This is a genomic window from Chloroflexus sp. MS-CIW-1 (assembly GCF_030444705.1).
Lineage (GTDB): Bacteria > Chloroflexota > Chloroflexia > Chloroflexales > Chloroflexaceae > Chloroflexus.
The window spans coordinates 596,037-615,935 of the sequence record NZ_JAUBWR010000002.1; the positions used below are offsets into that span (position 1 = coordinate 596,037).

15 protein-coding genes are annotated in these 19,899 nt (G+C 52.4%); 10 read left to right on the plus strand and 5 right to left on the minus strand.

Annotated features, from left to right (window positions below):
- Positions 1-68: 68 nt before the first annotated feature.
- The 3 genes from QTO31_RS15350 to QTO31_RS15360 form a co-directional block, all read right to left on the minus strand.
- Positions 69-842, minus strand: a complete 774-nt coding sequence (locus tag QTO31_RS15350; protein ID WP_031460905.1) for a hypothetical protein — start codon at positions 840-842, stop codon at positions 69-71.
- Between the two features lie 18 nt (positions 843-860).
- Positions 861-1,556, minus strand: a complete 696-nt coding sequence (locus tag QTO31_RS15355) for an Rcas_1661 family thioredoxin-like (seleno)lipoprotein (protein ID WP_301429964.1) — start codon at positions 1,554-1,556, stop codon at positions 861-863.
- Between the two features lie 121 nt (positions 1,557-1,677).
- Positions 1,678-1,932 (minus strand): mycoredoxin, encoded by a 255-nt coding sequence (locus QTO31_RS15360; protein ID WP_031461456.1) that lies wholly within the window; start codon positions 1,930-1,932, stop codon positions 1,678-1,680.
- A gap of 639 nt (positions 1,933-2,571) precedes the next feature.
- On the opposite strand from QTO31_RS15360, the gene QTO31_RS15365 reads away from it, so the two are divergent.
- The 3 genes from QTO31_RS15365 to QTO31_RS15375 all read left to right on the plus strand — a co-directional run bounded on the left by QTO31_RS15365 (position 2,572) and on the right by QTO31_RS15375 (position 6,440).
- On the plus strand, positions 2,572-4,086 hold the full coding sequence (locus QTO31_RS15365; protein WP_301429966.1) for a DUF512 domain-containing protein: 1,515 nt from the start codon (positions 2,572-2,574) through the stop codon (positions 4,084-4,086).
- A 65-nt stretch (positions 4,087-4,151) separates the two neighbouring features.
- On the plus strand, positions 4,152-5,840 hold the full coding sequence (locus tag QTO31_RS15370; protein WP_301429967.1) for an HD domain-containing phosphohydrolase: 1,689 nt from the start codon (positions 4,152-4,154) through the stop codon (positions 5,838-5,840).
- A gap of 15 nt (positions 5,841-5,855) precedes the next feature.
- Positions 5,856-6,440 carry an anthranilate synthase component II gene (locus tag QTO31_RS15375; RefSeq protein ID WP_031460650.1) on the plus strand — a complete coding sequence of 195 codons (585 nt, stop codon included), beginning with the start codon at positions 5,856-5,858 and terminating at the stop codon, positions 6,438-6,440.
- Between the two features lie 151 nt (positions 6,441-6,591).
- On the opposite strand, the gene QTO31_RS15380 is transcribed toward QTO31_RS15375, so the two are convergent.
- Positions 6,592-7,245 carry a DUF6483 family protein gene (locus tag QTO31_RS15380; RefSeq protein ID WP_031460649.1) on the minus strand — a complete coding sequence of 218 codons (654 nt, stop codon included), beginning with the start codon at positions 7,243-7,245 and terminating at the stop codon, positions 6,592-6,594.
- 152 nt (positions 7,246-7,397) lie between these two features.
- Here QTO31_RS15380 and QTO31_RS15385 point away from each other — a divergent pair, with 152 nt between their 5' ends.
- Complete coding sequence (locus QTO31_RS15385) at positions 7,398-8,156, plus strand: SDR family oxidoreductase (RefSeq protein WP_031460648.1); 759 nt, start codon at positions 7,398-7,400, stop codon at positions 8,154-8,156.
- A gap of 278 nt (positions 8,157-8,434) precedes the next feature.
- Positions 8,435-8,749, plus strand: coding sequence for an MGMT family protein (locus QTO31_RS15390; protein ID WP_301429970.1), 315 nt, complete (start codon positions 8,435-8,437; stop codon positions 8,747-8,749).
- A gap of 251 nt (positions 8,750-9,000) precedes the next feature.
- On the opposite strand, the gene QTO31_RS15395 is transcribed toward QTO31_RS15390, so the two are convergent.
- Positions 9,001-9,849 (minus strand): alpha/beta fold hydrolase, encoded by an 849-nt coding sequence (locus tag QTO31_RS15395; protein ID WP_301429972.1) that lies wholly within the window; start codon positions 9,847-9,849, stop codon positions 9,001-9,003.
- Positions 9,850-10,039: 190 nt separating this feature from the next.
- Between QTO31_RS15395 and QTO31_RS15400 the strand changes: the two genes are divergently transcribed.
- Genes QTO31_RS15400 through QTO31_RS15420 form a run of 5 tightly spaced genes read left to right on the plus strand, consistent with a single transcriptional unit; the run spans position 10,040 to position 19,887 of the window.
- The gene (locus tag QTO31_RS15400; protein WP_301429973.1) at positions 10,040-11,923 is read left to right on the plus strand and encodes a polysaccharide deacetylase family protein; all 1,884 of its coding nucleotides are present in this window, start codon (positions 10,040-10,042) and stop codon (positions 11,921-11,923) included.
- Positions 11,896-13,797 carry an ABC transporter permease gene (locus tag QTO31_RS15405; RefSeq protein ID WP_301429974.1) on the plus strand — a complete coding sequence of 634 codons (1,902 nt, stop codon included), beginning with the start codon at positions 11,896-11,898 and terminating at the stop codon, positions 13,795-13,797. Before QTO31_RS15400 ends, QTO31_RS15405 begins: the two co-directional genes overlap by 28 nt.
- Positions 13,794-15,020: an ABC transporter ATP-binding protein gene (locus QTO31_RS15410; RefSeq protein WP_301429975.1), complete on the plus strand. Its 1,227-nt coding sequence runs from the start codon at positions 13,794-13,796 to the stop codon at positions 15,018-15,020. The genes QTO31_RS15405 and QTO31_RS15410 overlap by 4 nt, the downstream gene beginning before the upstream one ends.
- Positions 15,017-16,816, plus strand: coding sequence for a glycosyltransferase (locus QTO31_RS15415; RefSeq protein ID WP_301429976.1), 1,800 nt, complete (start codon positions 15,017-15,019; stop codon positions 16,814-16,816). The genes QTO31_RS15410 and QTO31_RS15415 overlap by 4 nt, the downstream gene beginning before the upstream one ends.
- The gene (locus tag QTO31_RS15420; protein WP_301429978.1) at positions 16,813-19,887 is read left to right on the plus strand and encodes a glycosyltransferase; all 3,075 of its coding nucleotides are present in this window, start codon (positions 16,813-16,815) and stop codon (positions 19,885-19,887) included. Before QTO31_RS15415 ends, QTO31_RS15420 begins: the two co-directional genes overlap by 4 nt.
- Positions 19,888-19,899 lie beyond the last annotated feature (12 nt).

Sequence of the window (19,899 nt, forward strand, 5' to 3'; positions counted from 1 at the left end):
CATTCGTCTCAGGAATATACCATCTGAGGCGGGTTGGGAACCCGCCTCTCCTTCCATCACCGAAGCATTTACGGAGCACCCGGTGTCGTCACCCGAAGAGGGCCAAGCGTAGCCGTCGGTGTCGGCGGAAGCGGCGTCTCACATAGATACTCGGCGACGACCACTGCCCGCTCACGCTCTTGCACGACAATCTCGTGTTGTCCGGGACGTTCAGCGCCAATACGCAACACGATGCGGAATGTACCTGTCTGATCACTGGCTCCCCCCCCTACCGGTCGATCATCGAACAGCACCAGCAATGCAATGTGCGGTCGCGCTTTGCCGCTGAGTTCAACCAGATCGCCCGGCGCACAACGGAGCGCAGCCTGAGTTGTTGGCGTAGGACTGAAGTTCAGTGTCGGGGTTGCGGTTGGTAACAATGTTGGTGACGGTAATGACGTTTGGGTGGTTGATGTCGCAACTGGTGATCGAGTCAAGGTTGGGGTTGCAGTAGGCGATACAGATGTGACGGGTGATGTGCTCGTGCTGGTGGTAGTCAACGTTGGTGTTGCCGTCGCAGCGGGTGACTGGTTCGTCTGGCCCTGGCTACGAGCTGTTGCCGTTAGCGCTGTGGCAACGAGAGCTGTGCGCGTTTGGGCAGCAGCGGTTTTCGTGGGATTACAAATATCTGGATATGGTTCGCAATTAAACCCCGGTTCAACACATCCCGGATAGAGCGGTTGATCGTTGCAGCTCGGCTGGGCAAGCGAATTGCTATACGGCGCTGACAGCGATAACCAGATGGTAAAAGCTATCCCTATCGCAACAATGCTAAGTGGCCAGAAGTGGTGTGACCGTTTCATAGATGCATGTTTTGCCCTTTATCGCTGCGCCACGCGCTCAATCACCTGAGCAAACGTCTCAAAGCGCTGTGATCCGACAATGGTTTCGTTCCCAATCCGAAATACCGGTCGGGCGTAAATCCCTTCTGCGAGCGCTGCTGCATAGTCATCTTGCACGTGTGACCGGTACGTATGTGCATCCAGACAGGCTGTAAACGCATCAACCGGAATGTCTAACCCGGCAGCCAGTGCAATCACCGTCTCACGAGTATTGAAATATAGTTGATTATAACGCGCATAAATCTCACGACGCAATTCCCAAAAACGACCGTGATCGGCAGCACATTCACTGGCCTCAGCCAGCAATTGCGAGCGTTCACCCAATTGTAGCAGATGGCGATAGACGAGACGTACCTGGCCGGTAGCAACAAATGCTTCGATCAAACGCGGTTCAACATCGAGGGTATGGATCGCACATGAGGTACAGAGGAAGTCAGAGTAAGTCACCATCGTCACCGGGGCATCAGGATTGCCAAGATAATGATAGCCCTCGGCAGTACGACCACGCGGGACGTCGGGGAAATATTGATTCATCACCGGGGCATGATCGGCGGTCATCGGTGTTGAGGTGGGCGCAGCAGTTGGCAACGCCGTTGGAGTGGCAGTAGGTGATACCGCCGTCGGCGCACTACAGGCAGTGAACAAGAAAATCGACAACCAGATAAAACGAGACATCTTCGTATGAACCTCCTTATGTTATCACGGTCACGATACCACAGATGTTGTTCGTTGGGCAAACAGGAGGGGCGCCTGTTAACGGCGCCCCTCTACTTAACCCTGATTGGCAGGCAAATGTCTATGATGCCTGTTGCTGCAACCGGGCCTGCAACACCGCATTCGATGGCTCGACCAGGATCGAACCGTCGGGGAAGACGATTGTCGGTACGCTCCGGTAACCTTTATTCACTTTGATCACGAATTCAGTTGCCGCCGGATCGTTTTCAATGTTGATGTAGGTATATTGCACACCGTGCTGATCGAGTACACGCTGCGCACGCCGACAATCGGGACACCAACTTGTTCCGTAGACGATGATGGATTGAGCTGCCATATAACTCCTTTGTACCGATGCAATCAAAAACAACCGAAGCGAGGGCTTTCTGCCCTCTGAGCCAGCAGAACACCCCCGCTTCATCGCAACTATGTGATGTGTACACATTTATTATATCAGCTTTTTCGCACACTGCACGTACACCAATGTTCACGAGCAGAGTGCGCCTGGCATCCTTCACCTTACTCTGGGCACTTTCTTCAAATGGCGAATCACCGCTGAAGCAAGGGTAGCGGTTCTCAACGGTTTGGGAGAGGCAGATGAAACGGATGCAGCAGTATTGATGGAATCGGAAGTTTCCTGTTCCGACAGTAGCTTGCAGCCAGCCCCCTTATCGGTGCGCCAAACATACCCGTCAGCGCACGACAGGGGATGATGCGCCAGCCGAACTTTCCCGTCGCACACTCAGATGACTGCAGGATTCATTGGTAGCGCATGTGGGTAGTTTGTCGGTGTCGCTCTCCTGTGGCATTGTTCGGTTATCAAAGATAACCCGAAGCTAAGCACGCTGAAAAGCTCCGGCGCGGCGATGACAATATTTTCAGATCGCCACTGATAACGATTATGGTACAATACTATACGACAAACAACAAAACAGTGATGTACCCTTATGTATCGACGTAGCGGTTGGGAGATTGTGTGGAATATCAGCCCGATGTCAAGCGGATTACCGGTGAAGGTGGTATTATCGCCAGCGTCGCTGCCCATAGTCTGGGTGAAGCGATCGGTCTTCAGCCTGGCGATGTTGTGGTGGCAATAGATGGTCAACGCCTGCGCGATGTCATTGATTATCGCTTTGCAATCGCTGAGGAACGTGTAACTCTGCTTATCCGCACTGCTGCTGGCGATGAACGCGAAATAACGCTCACCAAAGACCCTGATGACGATTTGGGTATTGAATTTACCGAGCCTCTCTTCGATCGGTTACGCACCTGTAACAATAAATGCCCCTTCTGTTTTCTGACCCAAATGCCGAAGGGCTTCCGAAAAACGCTCTACCTGAAAGATGACGATTACCGGCTGTCGTTCCTCTACGCCAATTTTGTCACCTTTACTAACATAACTGAAGCCGATTGGGAACGGATCGAGCGTCAACGTCTTTCACCGCTTTACATCAGCGTGCACGCAACCGATCCATTCTGGCGCGCCATTACGCTGGGTAAACGCGATGTCCCTGATGTCCGCGAACAGATTCGGCGTCTGGGCCAGATCGGGATTCGGGTTCACACCCAAATTGTCGCGTGCCCGCAAGTGAACGATGGCGCGGTTCTCCGCCAAAGCATTGAAGACCTGATCGCTCTGTATCCGATTGTCGAATCGATTGCTGTCGTACCGGTTGGGCTAACCAAATTTCGCTTCGAAGGCAAAGCGCCAAAGACGATTCGGGCTGCGATCCAGGTGCATGAAACCCCAGAGTGGATCGATACCAACTGGGAACGTCAGCCCTTGTGGGAAGACCCAACCACAGGTTCGCACCCATTGCATCAACCTGAGCTGGGTTTCTGTTCACGTCTCGGCGTGGTAACCGATATTCCGTTGCGCTGTTATACACCTGCTGAAGCAGCCGACGTAATTGATCTGATCGAACCGTATCAGCGTCGCTGCTACGAGCAATTTGGTACCCACCTGGTCTATGCTTCCGATGAGTTTTACTTGCTGGCCGGTCGTCCAATCCCACCGGCTGAGACTTACGATGATATGCCACAGTACAGCAACGGTGTAGGCATGGTACGCGACTTTCTAGACAATTGGGCTCGCGCTCGCCGTCGCCTGCCAGCACGCATCGCGCATCCGACAAAACTGGCCCTTGTGTGTGGTACCCTTATCGCACCGGTGATGGAGCATATTGCCAACCGGCTCAATCAGATCGAGCAGCTAACGGTAAAGGTGGTTGCAGTAACCAACCAGTTCTTTGGCGAAACTGTGACCGTCAGTGGCTTACTGACCGCTCAAGATGTTATTCCGGCGCTGCGAGCATCTGGTTGCGAACGAGCCTTATTGCCGCGTGTGATGTTTGATTATAGCGGCGAACGTTCGATAGATGACTATTCACCGCAGCAGATCGGTGCTTTAGCCGGTATGCCGGTTGCGTTAGCCGGTGAAGCCACCGAACTGGCCCGCTATATTCAGGCCCTGGCCCGTAGCGATGGATAACACGACTGACTCCCATTCCAGCCCCTCAATCGTCATGACGTTTGAGTACGAACAGGGAGCACGTTATGACTAACCGTGAGATGCGGCCACAACGGTTTTTGGAAATTATCCAACGTGCCAATCAGATCGCGGCCAGTACTCAACTCGACGACTTGCTGGATCGATTGCTCGATTTGATCATCGAAATCACTGCATCAGAAGCAGGTACCCTCTATCTGTACGACGCTACCACCGACGAATTGATCTTTAAAGTGGTCAAAGGTAGTCCGGCCGGTGAAGCACTCATCGGACGCCGATTACCGGCAAACACTGGCCTGGCCGGTTATGCGCTTCAGCACCGTCAGCCTTTCTTTGTCGAAGATGTTGCCAACGACCCACGTTGGTACCGTTCATTCGGTGAAATGGGTGAGTTAACCCTACATACAATGTTTTGCATTCCTCTGATGTTGCGTGCTGAACCGGTAGGTGTCGTACAGGTCTTCAATTTACCATCCACATCGCTTGATGGTCAGGATGAAATGCTCTTGCTTGAAGTGTTGACTTCACGGCTGGTCACCGAAATTGAGAAGGCACGTTTACTGGAAGAGACCCGCCGACGTGAACTTCGCCAGCAGGCATTGGTCGAGATTATTTCGCAATTGACGACCACTTTGGAGCGCGATGAGCTGTTGCGCCGGATTATGAACTACGCCTGTGAATTGTTGGCAGTTGAGGCTGCATCCATCTGGTTGATTGACCACAAACAAAATGATCTGGTATTACACATTGCAGGCGGTAAAGATCAGGATCGGGTTGAATCGTTGCGTGTTCCGCGTGGTCAAGGCATTATTGGGTATGTCATCGAAACCGGTGAAACCGTCGTAGTAAACGATGTGCAGCGTGACCATCGTTTTTACAAACGACTCGACCAGCAGAGTGGTTTTCAGACCCGGGCTATTCTGTGCGTCCCGCTCCGTGCTCCCCGGATCGTGCTCGGTGGTGAACGCGGTGAAGTAGAGGGTAGGATCATTGGCGGAGCGCAAGCACTTAATCCACGAAACGGCCAACCTTTTTCAGCAGAAGATATTACCCTCTTCCAAACCCTTGCCTCACAGGCGGCGACGGTGATTCGCCTGGCCGAACTGTATCGAGAGACCGATAGTCTGTTCACCCGGATGATCGAAGCGATTACTGGCGCCATCGATTTGAAAGACCCTTACACTCGTGGTCATAGTCAGCGAGTAAGCGATTTTTCAGTTGCTATCGGCCAAGAACTAGGACTATCGCACGAACAACTCTATCAACTACGGATCGCAAGTAAACTGCACGACGTGGGAAAAATTCGGGTACCCGACCATATTCTCAAGAAACCAGGTCGGCTGGACGACAACGAATTCGCTGAGATGCGACAACACCCGGTGTATGGACTTGAATTTCTGCGTGATAATGGTTTGCTGGAACTTGATCTGTTGCGCGAATCTTGGACGGCGCTGGCTCAGCATCACGAGCGGCTCGATGGGCGTGGCTATCCGTTTGGGCTTAAGGGCGAGGATATTTCACTTTTCGGGCGCATTGTTGCCGTAGCCGATGTCTTTGATGCCCTCACCAGCCACCGACCTTATCGACCACCAATGCCCGTAGAAGAGGCACTGGAACTCTTGCAACGAGGGGCCGGTACTGAGTTCGATCCGATCTGCGTTGAAGCGTTGATCAGGGCACGCAGCAGAGGAACGATTCTTACCCAGGATGAACGTGAAAAAGTAGCGACAGCCTAGAGGAGCGAGAGCATCATGCGTGTACTGTTGATTGATAACTACGATTCATTTACCTACAATTTGTACCAGTACCTTTGCGAATTGGGAGCAGAGGTCGAAGTTGTGCGGAACGACCAGATAACAGTAACCGAAGTCGCACAACGACATCCTGACCGTATCGTGATCAGTCCTGGCCCCTGTACCCCGGCTGAAGCCGGGATTAGCGTCGAGGTCATCCGCCAGTTAGGAAGTCACATCCCTATCCTCGGTGTATGTCTTGGTCATCAGGCAATTGGCGCTGCCTATGGTGGCACCGTTGTGCGCGCACCGATGGTAATGCATGGCAAGCTATCGCCGATCTACCACAATGCTCAGGGCGTGTTTGCTGGCTTGCCCTCACCATTTCAGGCGACACGCTACCATTCGCTCGTGGTGCGACGAGAAGATTTACCGGCTGAATTAGAGATAACGGCGTGGACGGAAGACGGCATCATTATGGGTCTACGTCACCGCTCATTGCCGGTCGAAGGTGTGCAATTCCATCCCGAGTCGATCATGACCGAGCATGGCAAACAGATGTTAGCCAATTTCCTGATCGGAACATACGCTCATAGCGGTTGAGAAGCGTACAGAGAGTTTCCTGGTTAAAAATCACAGTGGCCGGTTCTCAGCCAGCTCTTCTTTTACGATGAACGCGAAAGGGAGGTTTGCGAACCACCCTCTACCACCGTTTTGTTCGTATGCACGGTGAGCTGTTGCGAACCCTATACGCTTATCCACGCCCGTCAAGTTCTGCTAAACCGGCTATAACCTCTTCACGGGATAAACCGGCTGCTGCCAACACCTCATCACTACAGGCTTGTAGCCGCAGGTAAAATGCACGAGCCGCTGCCCACCAACCGTCAGGATCGCGCACCAGTAATTCGTGGATGATGTTCTCACTCCGCGCCAGATCACCTGCTTGCTCACAAAACGAAAAGAGTGCCGCCAGCGTTGGCGTAGGTAGATCGTAATCTTGCAGCAGCATCAGGAGATCGGCATAATGTGGCGTATAATCGGGCAACGGTACTGGTGCAGCCAACGCACACTCGATAACCAGGTGTAACGCCAGCAATGCCCGTTCTGCCGCGGCCTCTGATTCATCATCATCGGCCAGGACATGCGCTTCAACAGCGAGGAGGGCCGCAAGATATGACCCCTCATGCCACCAGGCCTCGGTTGGATTGTGGAACCGGAGGAGCGCCAGCAACTGCCGCTCGCTCATTCTGACCACCTGGTCGCTTCCTACGCCTAGTCGATCACGGTAAGCGTTATCGATAGCAATTCGCACCAATGGTGAATGACCTGCGCGGTAAAGACCAAGGATGTGGCGAATGATCGCACCAAACTGGGCAATCAACCGGAGAATGTAGTCGTCGCGGTACATATTAGCATCTTACCTGAAAACGACGTCCTCAGCAAATGGCTGCACAACACGCGATTACCCAGGCCGTTGCCCCTCACAATGCATGATCACCGGTAAGCATTCGTACTTGTGGTATGATACCTTGTGCAGAGATCGGCTAGAGGAGGATTTTTATGGAGCAACCGTTCATTGGAAAGGTCGCGCTGGTGACCGGCGCGGCAGCCGGTATTGGGCGCGCTTCAGCGCTGGCGTTTGCTCGTGAAGGGGCAAAAGTTGTTGTTGCTGATGTAAACGTTGAAGGTGGTGAAGAGACGGTTGCAATGTGTCGGGCAGCGAACACCGACGCCATATTTGTGCGTTGTGATGTCGCTCAACGCAGCGAGGTTGAAGAGTTGATCAATCGTGCCGTTGATACATTCGGTCGGATCGATTTTGCCCACAACAACGCCGGTATCGAAGGGGTACAGGCAATGCTGGTCGATTACCCCGAAGAGGTATGGGATCGGGTGATCGAAATTAATCTCAAAGGTGTGTGGTTGTGCATGAAGTACGAAATTCGGCACATGCTACAGCAGGGTGGTGGCGCTATTGTCAATACATCATCGGTAGCCGGTCTCACCGGTTCACGTGGCGTTTCGGCCTATGTAGCCAGTAAACACGGGATCGTTGGCATCACGCGCGCCGCAGCGTTGGAATATGCTCGCAATGGTATTCGGGTAAATGCGGTCTGTCCTGGTACGATTCACACCTCCATGATCGATCGGTTTACTCATGGTGATCCCGACATTCTGGCGCAGTTTGCCGAAGGTGAACCGATTGGCCGACTGGGCACGCCTGAAGAAGTAGCCAATGCCGTTGTCTGGCTCTGCTCAGATAAGGCCTCGTTCGTTACCGGAGCGACCCTTGCGGTTGACGGGGGACGATTGGCGTAGGATGCGCTGATACTGTCGCCCCGATCAGGTGCTTTCAACATTCGTTTCCTACCCGGTCATAGTAAATTATGGTTGATGCTGTTTCGGCTGTTGACACGGTTCCACAGGCTTGTCAATGCGTCAAGTGCTCCTCTTTCTCTCCCCGTGTGGGAGAGAAAGAGAGGAGGGCTAGGCACACACCACAGCACAAGCAAAGACTACCCATTCATCGCATCGTATTTCATTCTGTACGGTATTACACCATCACCATACCGGTACGTAGATCGCTCGAGCGTACTATGACGCACAAATCGCCATACACCGCTATTTATGCAGTTGTCAAACAAATCCCAGCGGGTCGAGTCTGTACCTACGGTCGCATAGCTGCATTGGCCGGCTTTCCCAGTCAGGCCCGGATGGTAGGGTATGCCTTGCACGCCCTCCTTGGTCACCACGATGTCCCCTGGTGGCGCGTGATTAATCGTGTCGGTCGCATCAGTAATGTCTATGCTGCCGATGAACAGCGGAGCCGCTTGCAAGCTGAAGGGGTTATTGTGAATGATGAGTATCTGGTTGATCTTAACCGGTTTCTTTGGACAGGGGATGAAGAATAGGTCTTGTTAGGACTTTCTAGAGTCTTTATCCCACCCGACAGCGGTGAATAGAGAAGTGTGAAGCGTGAGGAGAATGGGTGCGCCTAATCTATCCGCAGTGCGTGCAGATGCGCGCTGTTACCCCCGCCGGTGAGAGAGGGAAAACCGCACAGTGCAGGATATGCCCTTTTCCTCATCCCTCGTGAGATGAGGAAAAGGGCCGCGGGGAAGATGAGAACACCCCCTTCAACCATTCGACCGCGTACAGGAAACTAACGTAGAAATTCGAGCAGCAGTCGATGGAATTGATCCGCTGCTTCAATCATTGGAAAATGACCACAGTTAGGAATAATCTCAAGCCGGGCATGCGGTAGCATCCGTTTGGCTTCGTAAGCACAACGCACCGGAAAGAGCCGATCTTCGGCTCCCCAAATGATCATGGTCGGTTGCGTTACCTCGGCCAGACGCGACCAAAGCCCACTCCCCCGCAAATCATTAGCATCATAATAACGGCTGAGCGAAACCATTGTGCGGCGAATCTCAGGATTCCCCAGCGTTGCCGTCCCCCGTGCAATCAGTTCCGGAGTAATATAGCGATCAGGATTGGCAAACGCAGCCCGCAATTGCATCCGCACTACAAACGGAAAAGCAGAGAGACTCACCAGCGCCTCACCGAGGAAGGGTAAGGCACCTCCTTTACGCATAAAGAGCGGGAGTTGCATAAACCCTTCGCTATCAGCAATGACCAGCCGTTCAACACGCTGGGGATGAAGAATCGTTGTCGCCAGAGCGTGTTTCCCGCCCATCGAATGACCGACAACCATTGCCCGTTCAACCCCAAATGATTGCAGCAGGCCCGCATTGAGATCGGCATACCGCCGTAATGTATATGCTGCACCGCCCGGTTTATCTGAAGCACCGAACCCCAACGCATCAGGGGCAATGGCCTGAAAACCGGCTGCTGCCAGTGTTTGAATCGTTGGTATCCAGTCATCAGCACTGACGACAAAGCCGTGCAATAAAAGGACTGTCGGCCCTTGTCCGGCAGTTAAAACTCGTAGCCGGAAACCGGCAACCGAAACGTATTGCTCTCTCAGCGTCGTCGCCGTTGTTGCTTGCATAGGCGTGATTCTCCTATCGTAAAAGGCGAGAAAACGATGCGCGCGAAGGACCTGACACCTTACGCTGTCACTGTAGCAGAAGATCGCGCCACTGTCAGGACGAAATCCAACAACGATTGGTAAAAACATCTATGGTACAATAGAACCGCGGTATCGTACCGCATACCGTATCGATCAGTTACAGGATGTGATGGTTTCGCGGCAGTTCGCACTAGGTGCCGTTATTATCTCGTTCATCATTGGCGCAATTGGCGTCTTTTTGTTTATCAGTCAGCGTCTTGATCGCTGCACTGCTCCTCCATTTGTCGATCCTAATCTACTGCCCAACGCCAATTTTGCTATAGCCGGAGATATTCTCGGTCTCCCCGCCGGTTGGGGCCGTGGCGCCGGTGGGGTTGAACTCCGTAGACCCTCTGTTGACGGCCAGGGTTTTGATCTCGACGGCGATGGCCGTTCACTGCAACTGATCGGAATTGCTAACTATGCCCTGACTCCGCCCATCGGAGTACAACCTGGTGTTGTCTACTGCTTTACCGTTGCAACATTGACCGATTCACTACTTCGTTCACCGACCCGTGCTCGGCTGGTTTTTGAGTGGTACGATGAGCAAGGAACCATCATTGAACGAGTCGTCACCCCCTGGCAACCGGTAGCATTGTGGACACCAGAACGACCGCCATCGGCATGGACGACGGTTGGTGGGTACGCACGTGCGCCCCAGACTGCACGCGCCCTGCGTGTGCGGATCGAACCCACTTCCGATGATCGGATTTATCTCGATATGCCGCGGCTCCAACGCGGCGGTCAGACCCTGCCCCAGGCGCACGTACCTAATCCGCCATCACCTCTTACCATTGCACCATGGCCGGCAGGGTATCGGGCAGCCATTGCCTTCACTTTTGATTGGGAAACGGCAATGGGTGGATTGATCCATTCGCGTTCCGTCGACGATCCACTTGCCGATGAAGACCCGATTAAGCGGGGGATGCGGATGCGGACCGGTGTTGAGACGAGCATGACCATCTTTGCGCGGTATAATGTGCGCGCCACCTACTATGCGACCGGGTACAATTTCCTGATGGGCAACCGCGAGCAGCGTCGGTTTATGAACGATCCGGTTTTTAGTTGGGCCTCAGCCGCAAATGGCTGGCGAAGTGACCGCTGGACGACGCGCCCCTGGTTTAGCGATGATCCATATGGGACAGTGGCAACTGATCCGGCGTGGTACTTCGGCGATCAGATTGAACCTCTGTTGGCAGCCGGTCATGAAATCCAGAGTCACACCTTCAGCCATCTATACGGTGGCTACGCCGATGCTGCCACGTGGCGAGCAGATATTGAAGCCTGGAATACCGTTGCTGCTGAACGGGGAGTGCGTCCGGCCCAATCGTTAGCCTTCCCCTGGAGTAGCAGTGCCGGTATGAGTGACGCCAATTGGGATGTTATCGAGCGAGCCGGGATTCGTTCGGTAACCCGTCTGAGCGATTACGGTCCCTATAATCTTTTTCCAACCGATCAACAAGGCTTGATTCGTGATCCCCATTGTCGCTGGCTTCCCGGTCGTGAAGGTCGGATCATCGCGTGCCCGGATTTTTATCTCACGCCGGCCCGTGCCGAATTAGCCATTGCCCAGATTGAACGCACCGTGACTGCTGGTGGTATGATTGACATTTGGGCACACACCGAAGAGGTCACGAGTGCCGCCCAACAAGCAGCCTGGGAAAATGTTGTATCATACGTTGTTGGGCGCGGTGACATCTGGGTCGCTCCGTTGAGTGAGATTGCCAACTGGCAGATTGCCCGTATGACCCTGGACATCACCACTCTGTCTGAACCAACAACCAGCCTTGAGCGCGGGGAACGAGTTGCGCAACGTTATCGGATACAGAATCCATCGCCATACCCTCTGATCGGCCTGATGATCGATGTTCCGTCGGGCACGGCAGATGTAGCGATGAATCACGAGATTGTGCCTCGTGAACAGTGGCAGGGTAGTGGCTGGCTGCGTATCGACCTGGCTGCCGGTCAATCTATAGAGGTAACATTGTGGCCAACACGATCAAGCAGTCGTTAAACCAGACAACGATCTGGCATGTCATCGGTGGCATCCTGACCGCACAACGTGGAGCACTGCGCCTCTACCAGTGGTTATGGCTGGTGTTGTGCATCGTGGGTGCGGTCAGTGTTGCACTCCCACCTATTCTCACCCGCCCAATCCTCTATTATGCCCACGCGGAAGTACGTTTTGACACGACGCGCTATGGGCCAATTTACCAACCGGTGGGGCCAAACCTTACCAGTATGGATATTGCCATTGCCGACGCTAAGGAAGCATTACGCCTCGCGACCCTGGCAAGGGCCGACGTTCGCTTCGGTCTGCCCAATTTTCGGGTTGAATACCTGTTGCAAGCACCGGGACAGGTCCTCGTGCGCGGTATTGCCGACAATGCTGCCGAAGCGCAACGGCTGGCCGACGACGGCGCTGCTGAACTAGTACGACAAATTCGGGCTGCCGGTGGACGTGAGATTTTGCGCAATATGCTCGGATGGCAGCTCTGGCAGGCGTTAAATGGTGAAACACCAGCCACCGATGATCGCTTCGCCTGGTTGTTGCGCGATATTCTGCGGCTTGAAGCATTGCCGTTATCACGACCAATCGAACCATTCAGCACCCCGCGTCGTCTGAGCGATCTCTCTTCGGAAGAGATCAGTGACGTTACCCGTGCCCTCGAATCGCGTTACGATCTCTGGCGGTTTGCAATAAACACTCGGAATGCAACTCTGGATGCACTCTGTGCCAGCACCGGTTTGAACGATACCGCTACTCGTGAAGCGGTATTGCGAAGTTGTGCTGCAACAAATCCGACAGCGGCAGCCGAGCTGGCAGCCCGTGATCGAAACATCGCTCAGTTACGGAGTATCGAGGCGGCAATCAACTACATGATCCGCGAAGCGGGGGCACGCTTCAATGCCGATCAGGTAAGTGCAGCCTTCCGCATTCCAGCGCCCCTTCCTGCCAACCCAGAGCCACGCTACGAACTGCCTCTGATTGCGCTGGCGATGTTATTCGGCACAGTACTCGGCCTGGGTGGCATTGCCCTCGACCGTAGTGCCGGCGTATTACCCAAATTGCAAGAATTGTGGCAATACCGCGAGCTGATCCGCAATCTCATCCTGCGCGACTTGCGCGCCCGCTACAAAGGGAGCACATTGGGCTACCTCTGGACCCAAATTGCGCCGTTGGGCATGATGATGGTCTACGTGATTGTGTTCAGTTTCCTCTTACCCAACGGATTGGCGATGTTCCCAGTGTTCATTATTGTCGGTTTACTCCCCTGGAACTACACCGCCGAAGCCATCTTGAACGGTACACGGAGCATTATCGACAACGCAGCGCTGGTTAAAAAAGTCTACTTCCCACGCGAAGTTTTACCCCTGGTAGCCGTTGGTTCAAGTCTGCTCAATTTTATCCTCTCCCTCCCGATGATGCTGCTGGTCATTATTGTTGTCCAGCTTACCACGCTCGGTCGGCTCAATCTGAGTTGGACTATCGTCTACTTACCGGTTATTATGGTGCTCCAAACCATCTTTCTAACCGGATTAGCCCTGCTGCTCGGCGCTGGCGCCGTCTTCTTCCGTGATGTGGTACACCTGATTGGCATCGTGATCAATATCTGGTTCTTTCTGACACCCGTCATCTACCCCCTTAGCACCATCAGCGAAGGCCTAGCTGCGCGCATTATCCGCTGGCTCAATCCGCTGGCATCGATCATCGAGTTTTACCGCGAAATCATCTACGGCAATCCGGTACCGGTGGGATTCATCCCAACACCGGGTATCCCTGCGCTCAGTGCGATGTTGCGGGTAGGTGTCACGGCGCTGATTGTATTAGCCATCGGGTACTGGGTCTTCCAGCGCACCAGTCGCCATTTTGGTGAAGAACTATGAGTGCTGTGATCGAGTTTGACAACGTCTCGCGGCAGTTCGTCCGTCGCCAGAATGCCGCAACGATCCAAGAACGCTTTGTCGGCTTGCTCCGGGGTATGTCACCGGCTGAAGCCTTCTGGGCTGTGCGTGACGTCAGCTTCACAGTCGAAGAAGGACAGAGCATCGGTCTCGTCGGCCATAACGGCGCCGGTAAAAGTACGATCCTCAAACTGATCACTCGCATCCTTGAACCAACCAGCGGTCGCGTTTCGACCAGAGGCCGGATTGCTGCCCTGCTTGAGTTGGGCAGTGGCTTCCATCCCGAACTCAGCGGACGCGAAAATGTCTTTTTGTACGGTTCGCTGATGGGTTTTAGCCGCAAAGAGATGATCCGCAAACTGCCTGAGATCATTGAATTTTCAGAGATCGGCCCCTTCCTTGATACCGAAGTAAAGCACTATTCCTCCGGAATGTATACCCGGCTGGCGTTCGCGGTTGCCACGGCAGTTGATCCTGACATCTTGATCACTGACGAAGTCTTAGCCGTTGGTGATGAATCGTTCCAGCGTAAGTGTATTGATCGCATCTACAATTTCCGTCGCGCTGGGAAGACTATTGTCTTTGTGTCGCATGCCCTCGATGTTGTTCGTTCGCTCTGTGACGTAGCGGTATGGCTCGACCACGGTGAAATGAAGGCCTATGGCCCGGCTGGCGAGGTTGTTGATGCGTATCTAGCCGATGTCAACGAAAAAGAGCGGCAAGCACGTGAACAAACGACCCATGACGCTGATAATGAATGGCGAGAACGTATGCGACGAGGGACACGCGAAGTTGAGATTACCCATGTCCAACTACTTGATCAGCATGGCAATGAGCGAACCACTTTCCGCACCCACGAACCCTTGACGATCCGCATTCACTATGTTGCGCACGAACGGATTGAACGTCCGGTCTTTGGGGTGGGAATCAATCACGAGAGTGGGCCGTGGCTAACCGGGCCGAACACCGGTTTTGATAAGTACCACATTCCAGTTGTCGAAGGCCCTGGGATCGTTGACTACCACATTCCACGATTACCATTCCTGGGCGGGCGCTATCTGGTCAGTGCTTCGGCGACCGATCGGACACAACTTCACGAATTTGACGTTCATGACCGAATGTACCCGTTGATCATTCACAGCCATGGTCTGAGTCAACGGTACGGCATGGTCTTCATCGAAGGCGCCTGGAGCTGGCACGGATGAGTTCAATCCTTATTATCAGCCACGATGTGATTGGCCAGCGAATGGCCGGCCCCGGTATTCGGATGTGGGAACTGGCGCGCGTTCTCGCTCGACACCTACCTGTAACCCTCATCGCCCCTCAACCCATCGATCTGCCGCTCCCGGCGAACCTTCGCTGTGGGCATTACACCTGGGGAGATGCCGCCAGCATCGAACCGTATCTCCGTGCGGCAACGAACATCTTCGCCAATGGCTATGTCGCCAGTGCCCATCCCGAACTCCTTAACCATCCGGGGTGCCTGATCATCGACCTCTACGATCCGGTTGCACTTGAAAATCTGGAGCTATTTCGCAATCATCCATTGGCCGAACGACAAGAGCAGGCTAAACGTGATAGCGATCTACTACGTGCCCTCCTGACGCGGGGCGATCATTTCGTGTGCGCCACCGAACGTCAGCGCGATCTCTATATTGGCGGCCTGCTGGCCCTAGGTCGCATCACACCGGCAATCATCGATCAAGACCCGCTGCTGCACCAATTCATCGCTATCGTTCCCTTCGGTGTCAGCGACGACCCGCCGCAGGCAAGTGGGCAACCGGCCCTCCGTGGTGTTCTGGACGACCTGAGCACCGAACATACTATCATCTTATGGAGCGGCGGGCTGTGGGACTGGATGGAGCCATTAACTCTGGTACGGGCCATGCCACACGTTCTAGCTCACGTCCCCACGGCACGGCTTGTCTTCTTAGCCGGACGGCATCCTGGACAGGTGCCCGAGATGGCGACTGTACAGCAAACACGCCAACTGGCCGCCGATCTAGGATTGCTCGGCTGTGGTGTTCACTTCTACAACGAATGGGTTCCGTATCAACGGCGTGCCGATTTCTTGCTCGAAGCAAAAGTTATGGTATCATTGCATCGAGCACACTTAGAGACACGCTACGCTGCCGTGCGTTCGCGTATTCTCGACCATTTCTGGGTCGGTCGACCCAGTGTGGTTAGCGCCGATGATGCCGCTGCTGATCTCATCAAGGAACATCAGGCTGGAGAGGTCGTTCCGATTGGTGATAGCCAGGCTGTTGCCGCTGTACTGATCCGCTTATTAACAGATCATCAACACTGGACACATCAGAGTGCTAATGCCGCAGCTCTTGGGCAAAGTCTGCGTTGGTCGGAAGTGGTGCATCCTCTTCTACACATGCTGAAAAATGAAAAAATAGAGAATAACAAGACAGAAAGATGGCAACTCGCAATGGAAGATCGATTACAAACTATTCTTCATGAGCGGAACATGTTAATACGCGAACTTGAAACACAATGGAACATAGTTGTTCATTCCAACAAAGCTGTCTCCTTGATGGATCGGTTGAAACAATGGATTCAACAGCGACTAATAGGTTCACTTGTTTCCAATCTTGGCCAGATAACAGATCAGCAGCGATCGTTTAATGCAACGTTAGTCAATCTAATCTATCGCTTATCCAGCTCCTTTGATGAGCAGAGTCGACGTATCGACGAGCAACTGCATTCACTTCGCAGTGACACGCTCCTATTTCAACAGCATGCCGCAGCACATTTAGCCTCACTGACGCAACAGCTTACTGAGTTAAAACCATGGTTGGAAGCAGTAAGACAGGAGCAGATAGCTTTGCGTGCTGAAGTACAGACATTACGTACTGAAGTACAGAAGGCTTATGACACATTACCACCCTTGCATCAGCACATCATTGATCTCGAGTCGCGTATGCTCGATATTGATGAAGCTCTCTCACAGGTAGCCTATCGGTTAAGTGATTTACCCATAACAAAGAAATGAACGTAATAGTTATCATCCCATTATTTCAGGGTGCAAAGTACATTCGTTCCTGCTTACAATCGCTGCAACGGCAAGCAGAGCAGCATCGCATTATTGTGGTGAATAATGGGAGTCAGGATAATGGCCCTGATATTGTTCGTCAAGAATTTCCCGATGTCGAATTGCTCGATTTTACTCAACCACTCGGTTTTGCAGGTGCAGTAAATGCAGGTATACGCCGAGCACTAAGGTCTGACAATCGACCAGATATTATTATCACACTCAATCAAGATACTGAAGTCGATGCGCACTGGCTTACAGCCATTCTGAATACCTTCAACAATCCAACTGTAGGTCTGGTAGGTTCTCTGGCGCGTTTTCCAAATGGTGACATCCAGCACGCTGGTGGTACATTGCTAGAGCCACTATGGTATGGAAAAAACCGTCAATCACTCGATGATCCTGCACCCATTCAATATCTAGCCGGTCTTGCATTAGGCATGCGAGTAGAGATGCTTGAGCAAATCGGCTTGTTTGATGAAAACTTTTACCCTGCCTACTTTGAAGATGTTGATTTGTGCTTACGTGCCAGAGCATCAGGCTGGCAATTGGCGCTGGCGACAACCGCAACATTAATCCATCACGAAGGTGCATTGCGGCAAGTATTGCCGACGCATGATCATATTATCGAACGACAGCGTTGGCGCCTTCTTCTAAAGCATCGTTCGCTTACTGATTTACAAGAAGTGATTTTCCCTTCTGAAAGAACTCTCATGCATGAACGTGCCGAAGCAGGTATCAGCGCAAGTTTACGTTCTGCATATTTCTATGCGCTTCTCGCTCTACCGAATATCGCTCAGGAACGGGGCTGGACGAAGTCAGAGATGGACTCTATTCGCGAGTGTCTGATGGAATTGCGATCCGAGTCAATAACTTGCGAGCGTGTCAGTCGTGTTTTTGGCTTGAAGCAAGCATTAGAAACTCATGTCTTACCACATAGTTCCTTACGCACTGCGACTGACAGTGCGAAAGAGAAGGTGATCAACGATAGTACGGGAGACATTGATGCTATTTGTCCAGCCAAGGTTTCCGATCAATCTTTTGATCATCAGCAAAGCTATGAAGTGTCAGATGGTAACTCAGAACAACAGGCTACTGATAGCATATATGAGGTAACTTCACAAAACCACGAGATTACTACCAATAGAAATAGTAACGCTTCAGCAGAAATATCAAGACGACCACCATTTCAGATCGGTTTACGTCCACCGGTAGCAATCGTGATATTAACATGGAATGGTTTAACAATCACCCAACGCTGCCTCACCAGTATACGTGAAAAGACACGCAACGTTTCATATCACTTAATTGTGATTGATAATGGTAGTACCGATGGAACAGTGGAGTGGCTACAATCTCAGCCTGATGTTACATTGATCACCAACAGTGAAAATCGTGGTTTCGCTGCTGGAGTTAATCAAGGCATTGCTGCAGCACCACCTGACCATGATATCCTATTGTTGAATAACGATACCGAAATAATCGAAGAGACGTGGCTGGCTCATCTACGAGATGTAGCTAATAGTCACCCTGCCTATGGTATCGTCGGTTGCCTACTACTTTTCCCAAATGGATTGTTACAACACGCTGGTACTTACATGCCTCAGCACAACTTTTGGGGCTACCAGATTGGTGGTGGCGAACCATTCATTGGTCAATATCCAGGGATTCGCGAAGTAGAAGGTGTCACCGGTGCATGTATGTACATTCGTCGTGATGTCATCAACACAATTGGTGGTTTTGATGAAACCTACTTTTCATACTATGAGGACACTGATTATTGCTTACGTGCGTTGCAGGCTGGCTTCAAAGTGGTCTGCACTGGTGGAGCTAAAGTCATTCACCACGAGAACTCGAGTACCAAATTGAACAATGCCGACTGGTGGAAGATGTTCAGCCATGGTCAACGTGTGTTTCTGAATAAATGGCGTGACTACTACCGTCAACGTTACCGATACAGTCTTGTCTGGCATTCCCTCATCGCTCACGCAACCGGATATGCGACCTCATCACGCGAGTTCGTTCGAGAACTTGATCGACGTGGCGTCGATATTCGACTGGCCTGTATCTTCGGCACCGATTATACTGAACCGTCCACCCGTGACCCTCGGCTTGATCAGTTGCGCCAGCGTCCTAAAGACACATCATTACCACAAGTCGTTTATAGCCAGGGCGATGCGTTCATTAAAAATAGTGGTCGGTATCGAATCGGTTTTACAATGTTGGAATCTGATACTCTTCCGGCTGATTGGGTGTATCAGGCAAATCAAATGGACGAAATATGGGTACCAAGTCATTTTACCCGTGATGTCTTTGTTCAATCTGGTGTACGTCGGCCTATTTATGTCATACCACTCGGCTTCAATCCAAACTATTTTCATCCGCATATTCATGGGAATAAGCCAGACAATCTGTTTGTGTTTTTATCGATATTTGAATGGATTGAACGCAAGGCGCCTGAAATACTATTGCAAGCATACGTAAGTGAATTCAAGCGTAGTGATGATGTAGTGCTGGTATTAAAGATTTTTAACCACGATCCACGGTTCGATGTACATCGGCGCATTCAGGAATTGGTAGATCGCCCGAACGCACCACGAGTTGCCGTAGTGCTAAACCAGGAGCTTGCCGAGCATCAGATGGGCGGATTATATCGCAGTGCCGACTGCTTTGTCTTACCAACTAGGGGTGAAGGATGGGGAATGCCTATTTTAGAAGCAATGGCCTGTGGATTACCAGTTATCGCAACTGATTGGGGAGCACAACGTGAATTCTTCAATGAACGGTTTGGTTTCCCCTTGCGCGTGCGCCAACTAATCCCGGCAGTATCCCGTTCCCCCTATTACGCCGGTTCACGATGGGCTGATCCTGATATTGATCACTTGCGCTACTTGATGCGATATGTTTACGAGCATCCAACGGAAGCTCGTGAAGTAGGGTTACGTGCTGCGGCAGAGATGAAGCAGCGGTGGACTTGGGAACATGCAGTTGATCGAATTATGGAGCGTATAGAGGCTATTTCGTCATCATGAATAGAGTGCATC

What these genes read in the sequence shown, in the direction of transcription:
- QTO31_RS15350 (WP_031460905.1), bottom strand. Translation starts at nt 842, where the DNA reads ATGAAACGGTCACACCACTTCTGGCCACTTAGCATTGTTGCGATAGGG.
- QTO31_RS15355 (WP_301429964.1), bottom strand. Translation starts at nt 1,556, where the DNA reads ATGTCTCGTTTTATCTGGTTGTCGATTTTCTTGTTCACTGCCTGTAGT.
- QTO31_RS15360 (WP_031461456.1), bottom strand. Translation starts at nt 1,932, where the DNA reads ATGGCAGCTCAATCCATCATCGTCTACGGAACAAGTTGGTGTCCCGAT.
- QTO31_RS15370 (WP_301429967.1), top strand. Translation starts at nt 4,152, where the DNA reads ATGACTAACCGTGAGATGCGGCCACAACGGTTTTTGGAAATTATCCAA.
- QTO31_RS15375 (WP_031460650.1), top strand. Translation starts at nt 5,856, where the DNA reads ATGCGTGTACTGTTGATTGATAACTACGATTCATTTACCTACAATTTG.
- QTO31_RS15380 (WP_031460649.1), bottom strand. Translation starts at nt 7,245, where the DNA reads ATGTACCGCGACGACTACATTCTCCGGTTGATTGCCCAGTTTGGTGCG.
- QTO31_RS15385 (WP_031460648.1), top strand. Translation starts at nt 7,398, where the DNA reads ATGGAGCAACCGTTCATTGGAAAGGTCGCGCTGGTGACCGGCGCGGCA.
- QTO31_RS15390 (WP_301429970.1), top strand. Translation starts at nt 8,435, where the DNA reads ATGACGCACAAATCGCCATACACCGCTATTTATGCAGTTGTCAAACAA.
- QTO31_RS15395 (WP_301429972.1), bottom strand. Translation starts at nt 9,849, where the DNA reads ATGCAAGCAACAACGGCGACGACGCTGAGAGAGCAATACGTTTCGGTT.
- QTO31_RS15400 (WP_301429973.1), top strand. Translation starts at nt 10,040, where the DNA reads ATGGTTTCGCGGCAGTTCGCACTAGGTGCCGTTATTATCTCGTTCATC.
- QTO31_RS15410 (WP_301429975.1), top strand. Translation starts at nt 13,794, where the DNA reads ATGAGTGCTGTGATCGAGTTTGACAACGTCTCGCGGCAGTTCGTCCGT.
- QTO31_RS15415 (WP_301429976.1), top strand. Translation starts at nt 15,017, where the DNA reads ATGAGTTCAATCCTTATTATCAGCCACGATGTGATTGGCCAGCGAATG.
- QTO31_RS15420 (WP_301429978.1), top strand. Translation starts at nt 16,813, where the DNA reads ATGAACGTAATAGTTATCATCCCATTATTTCAGGGTGCAAAGTACATT.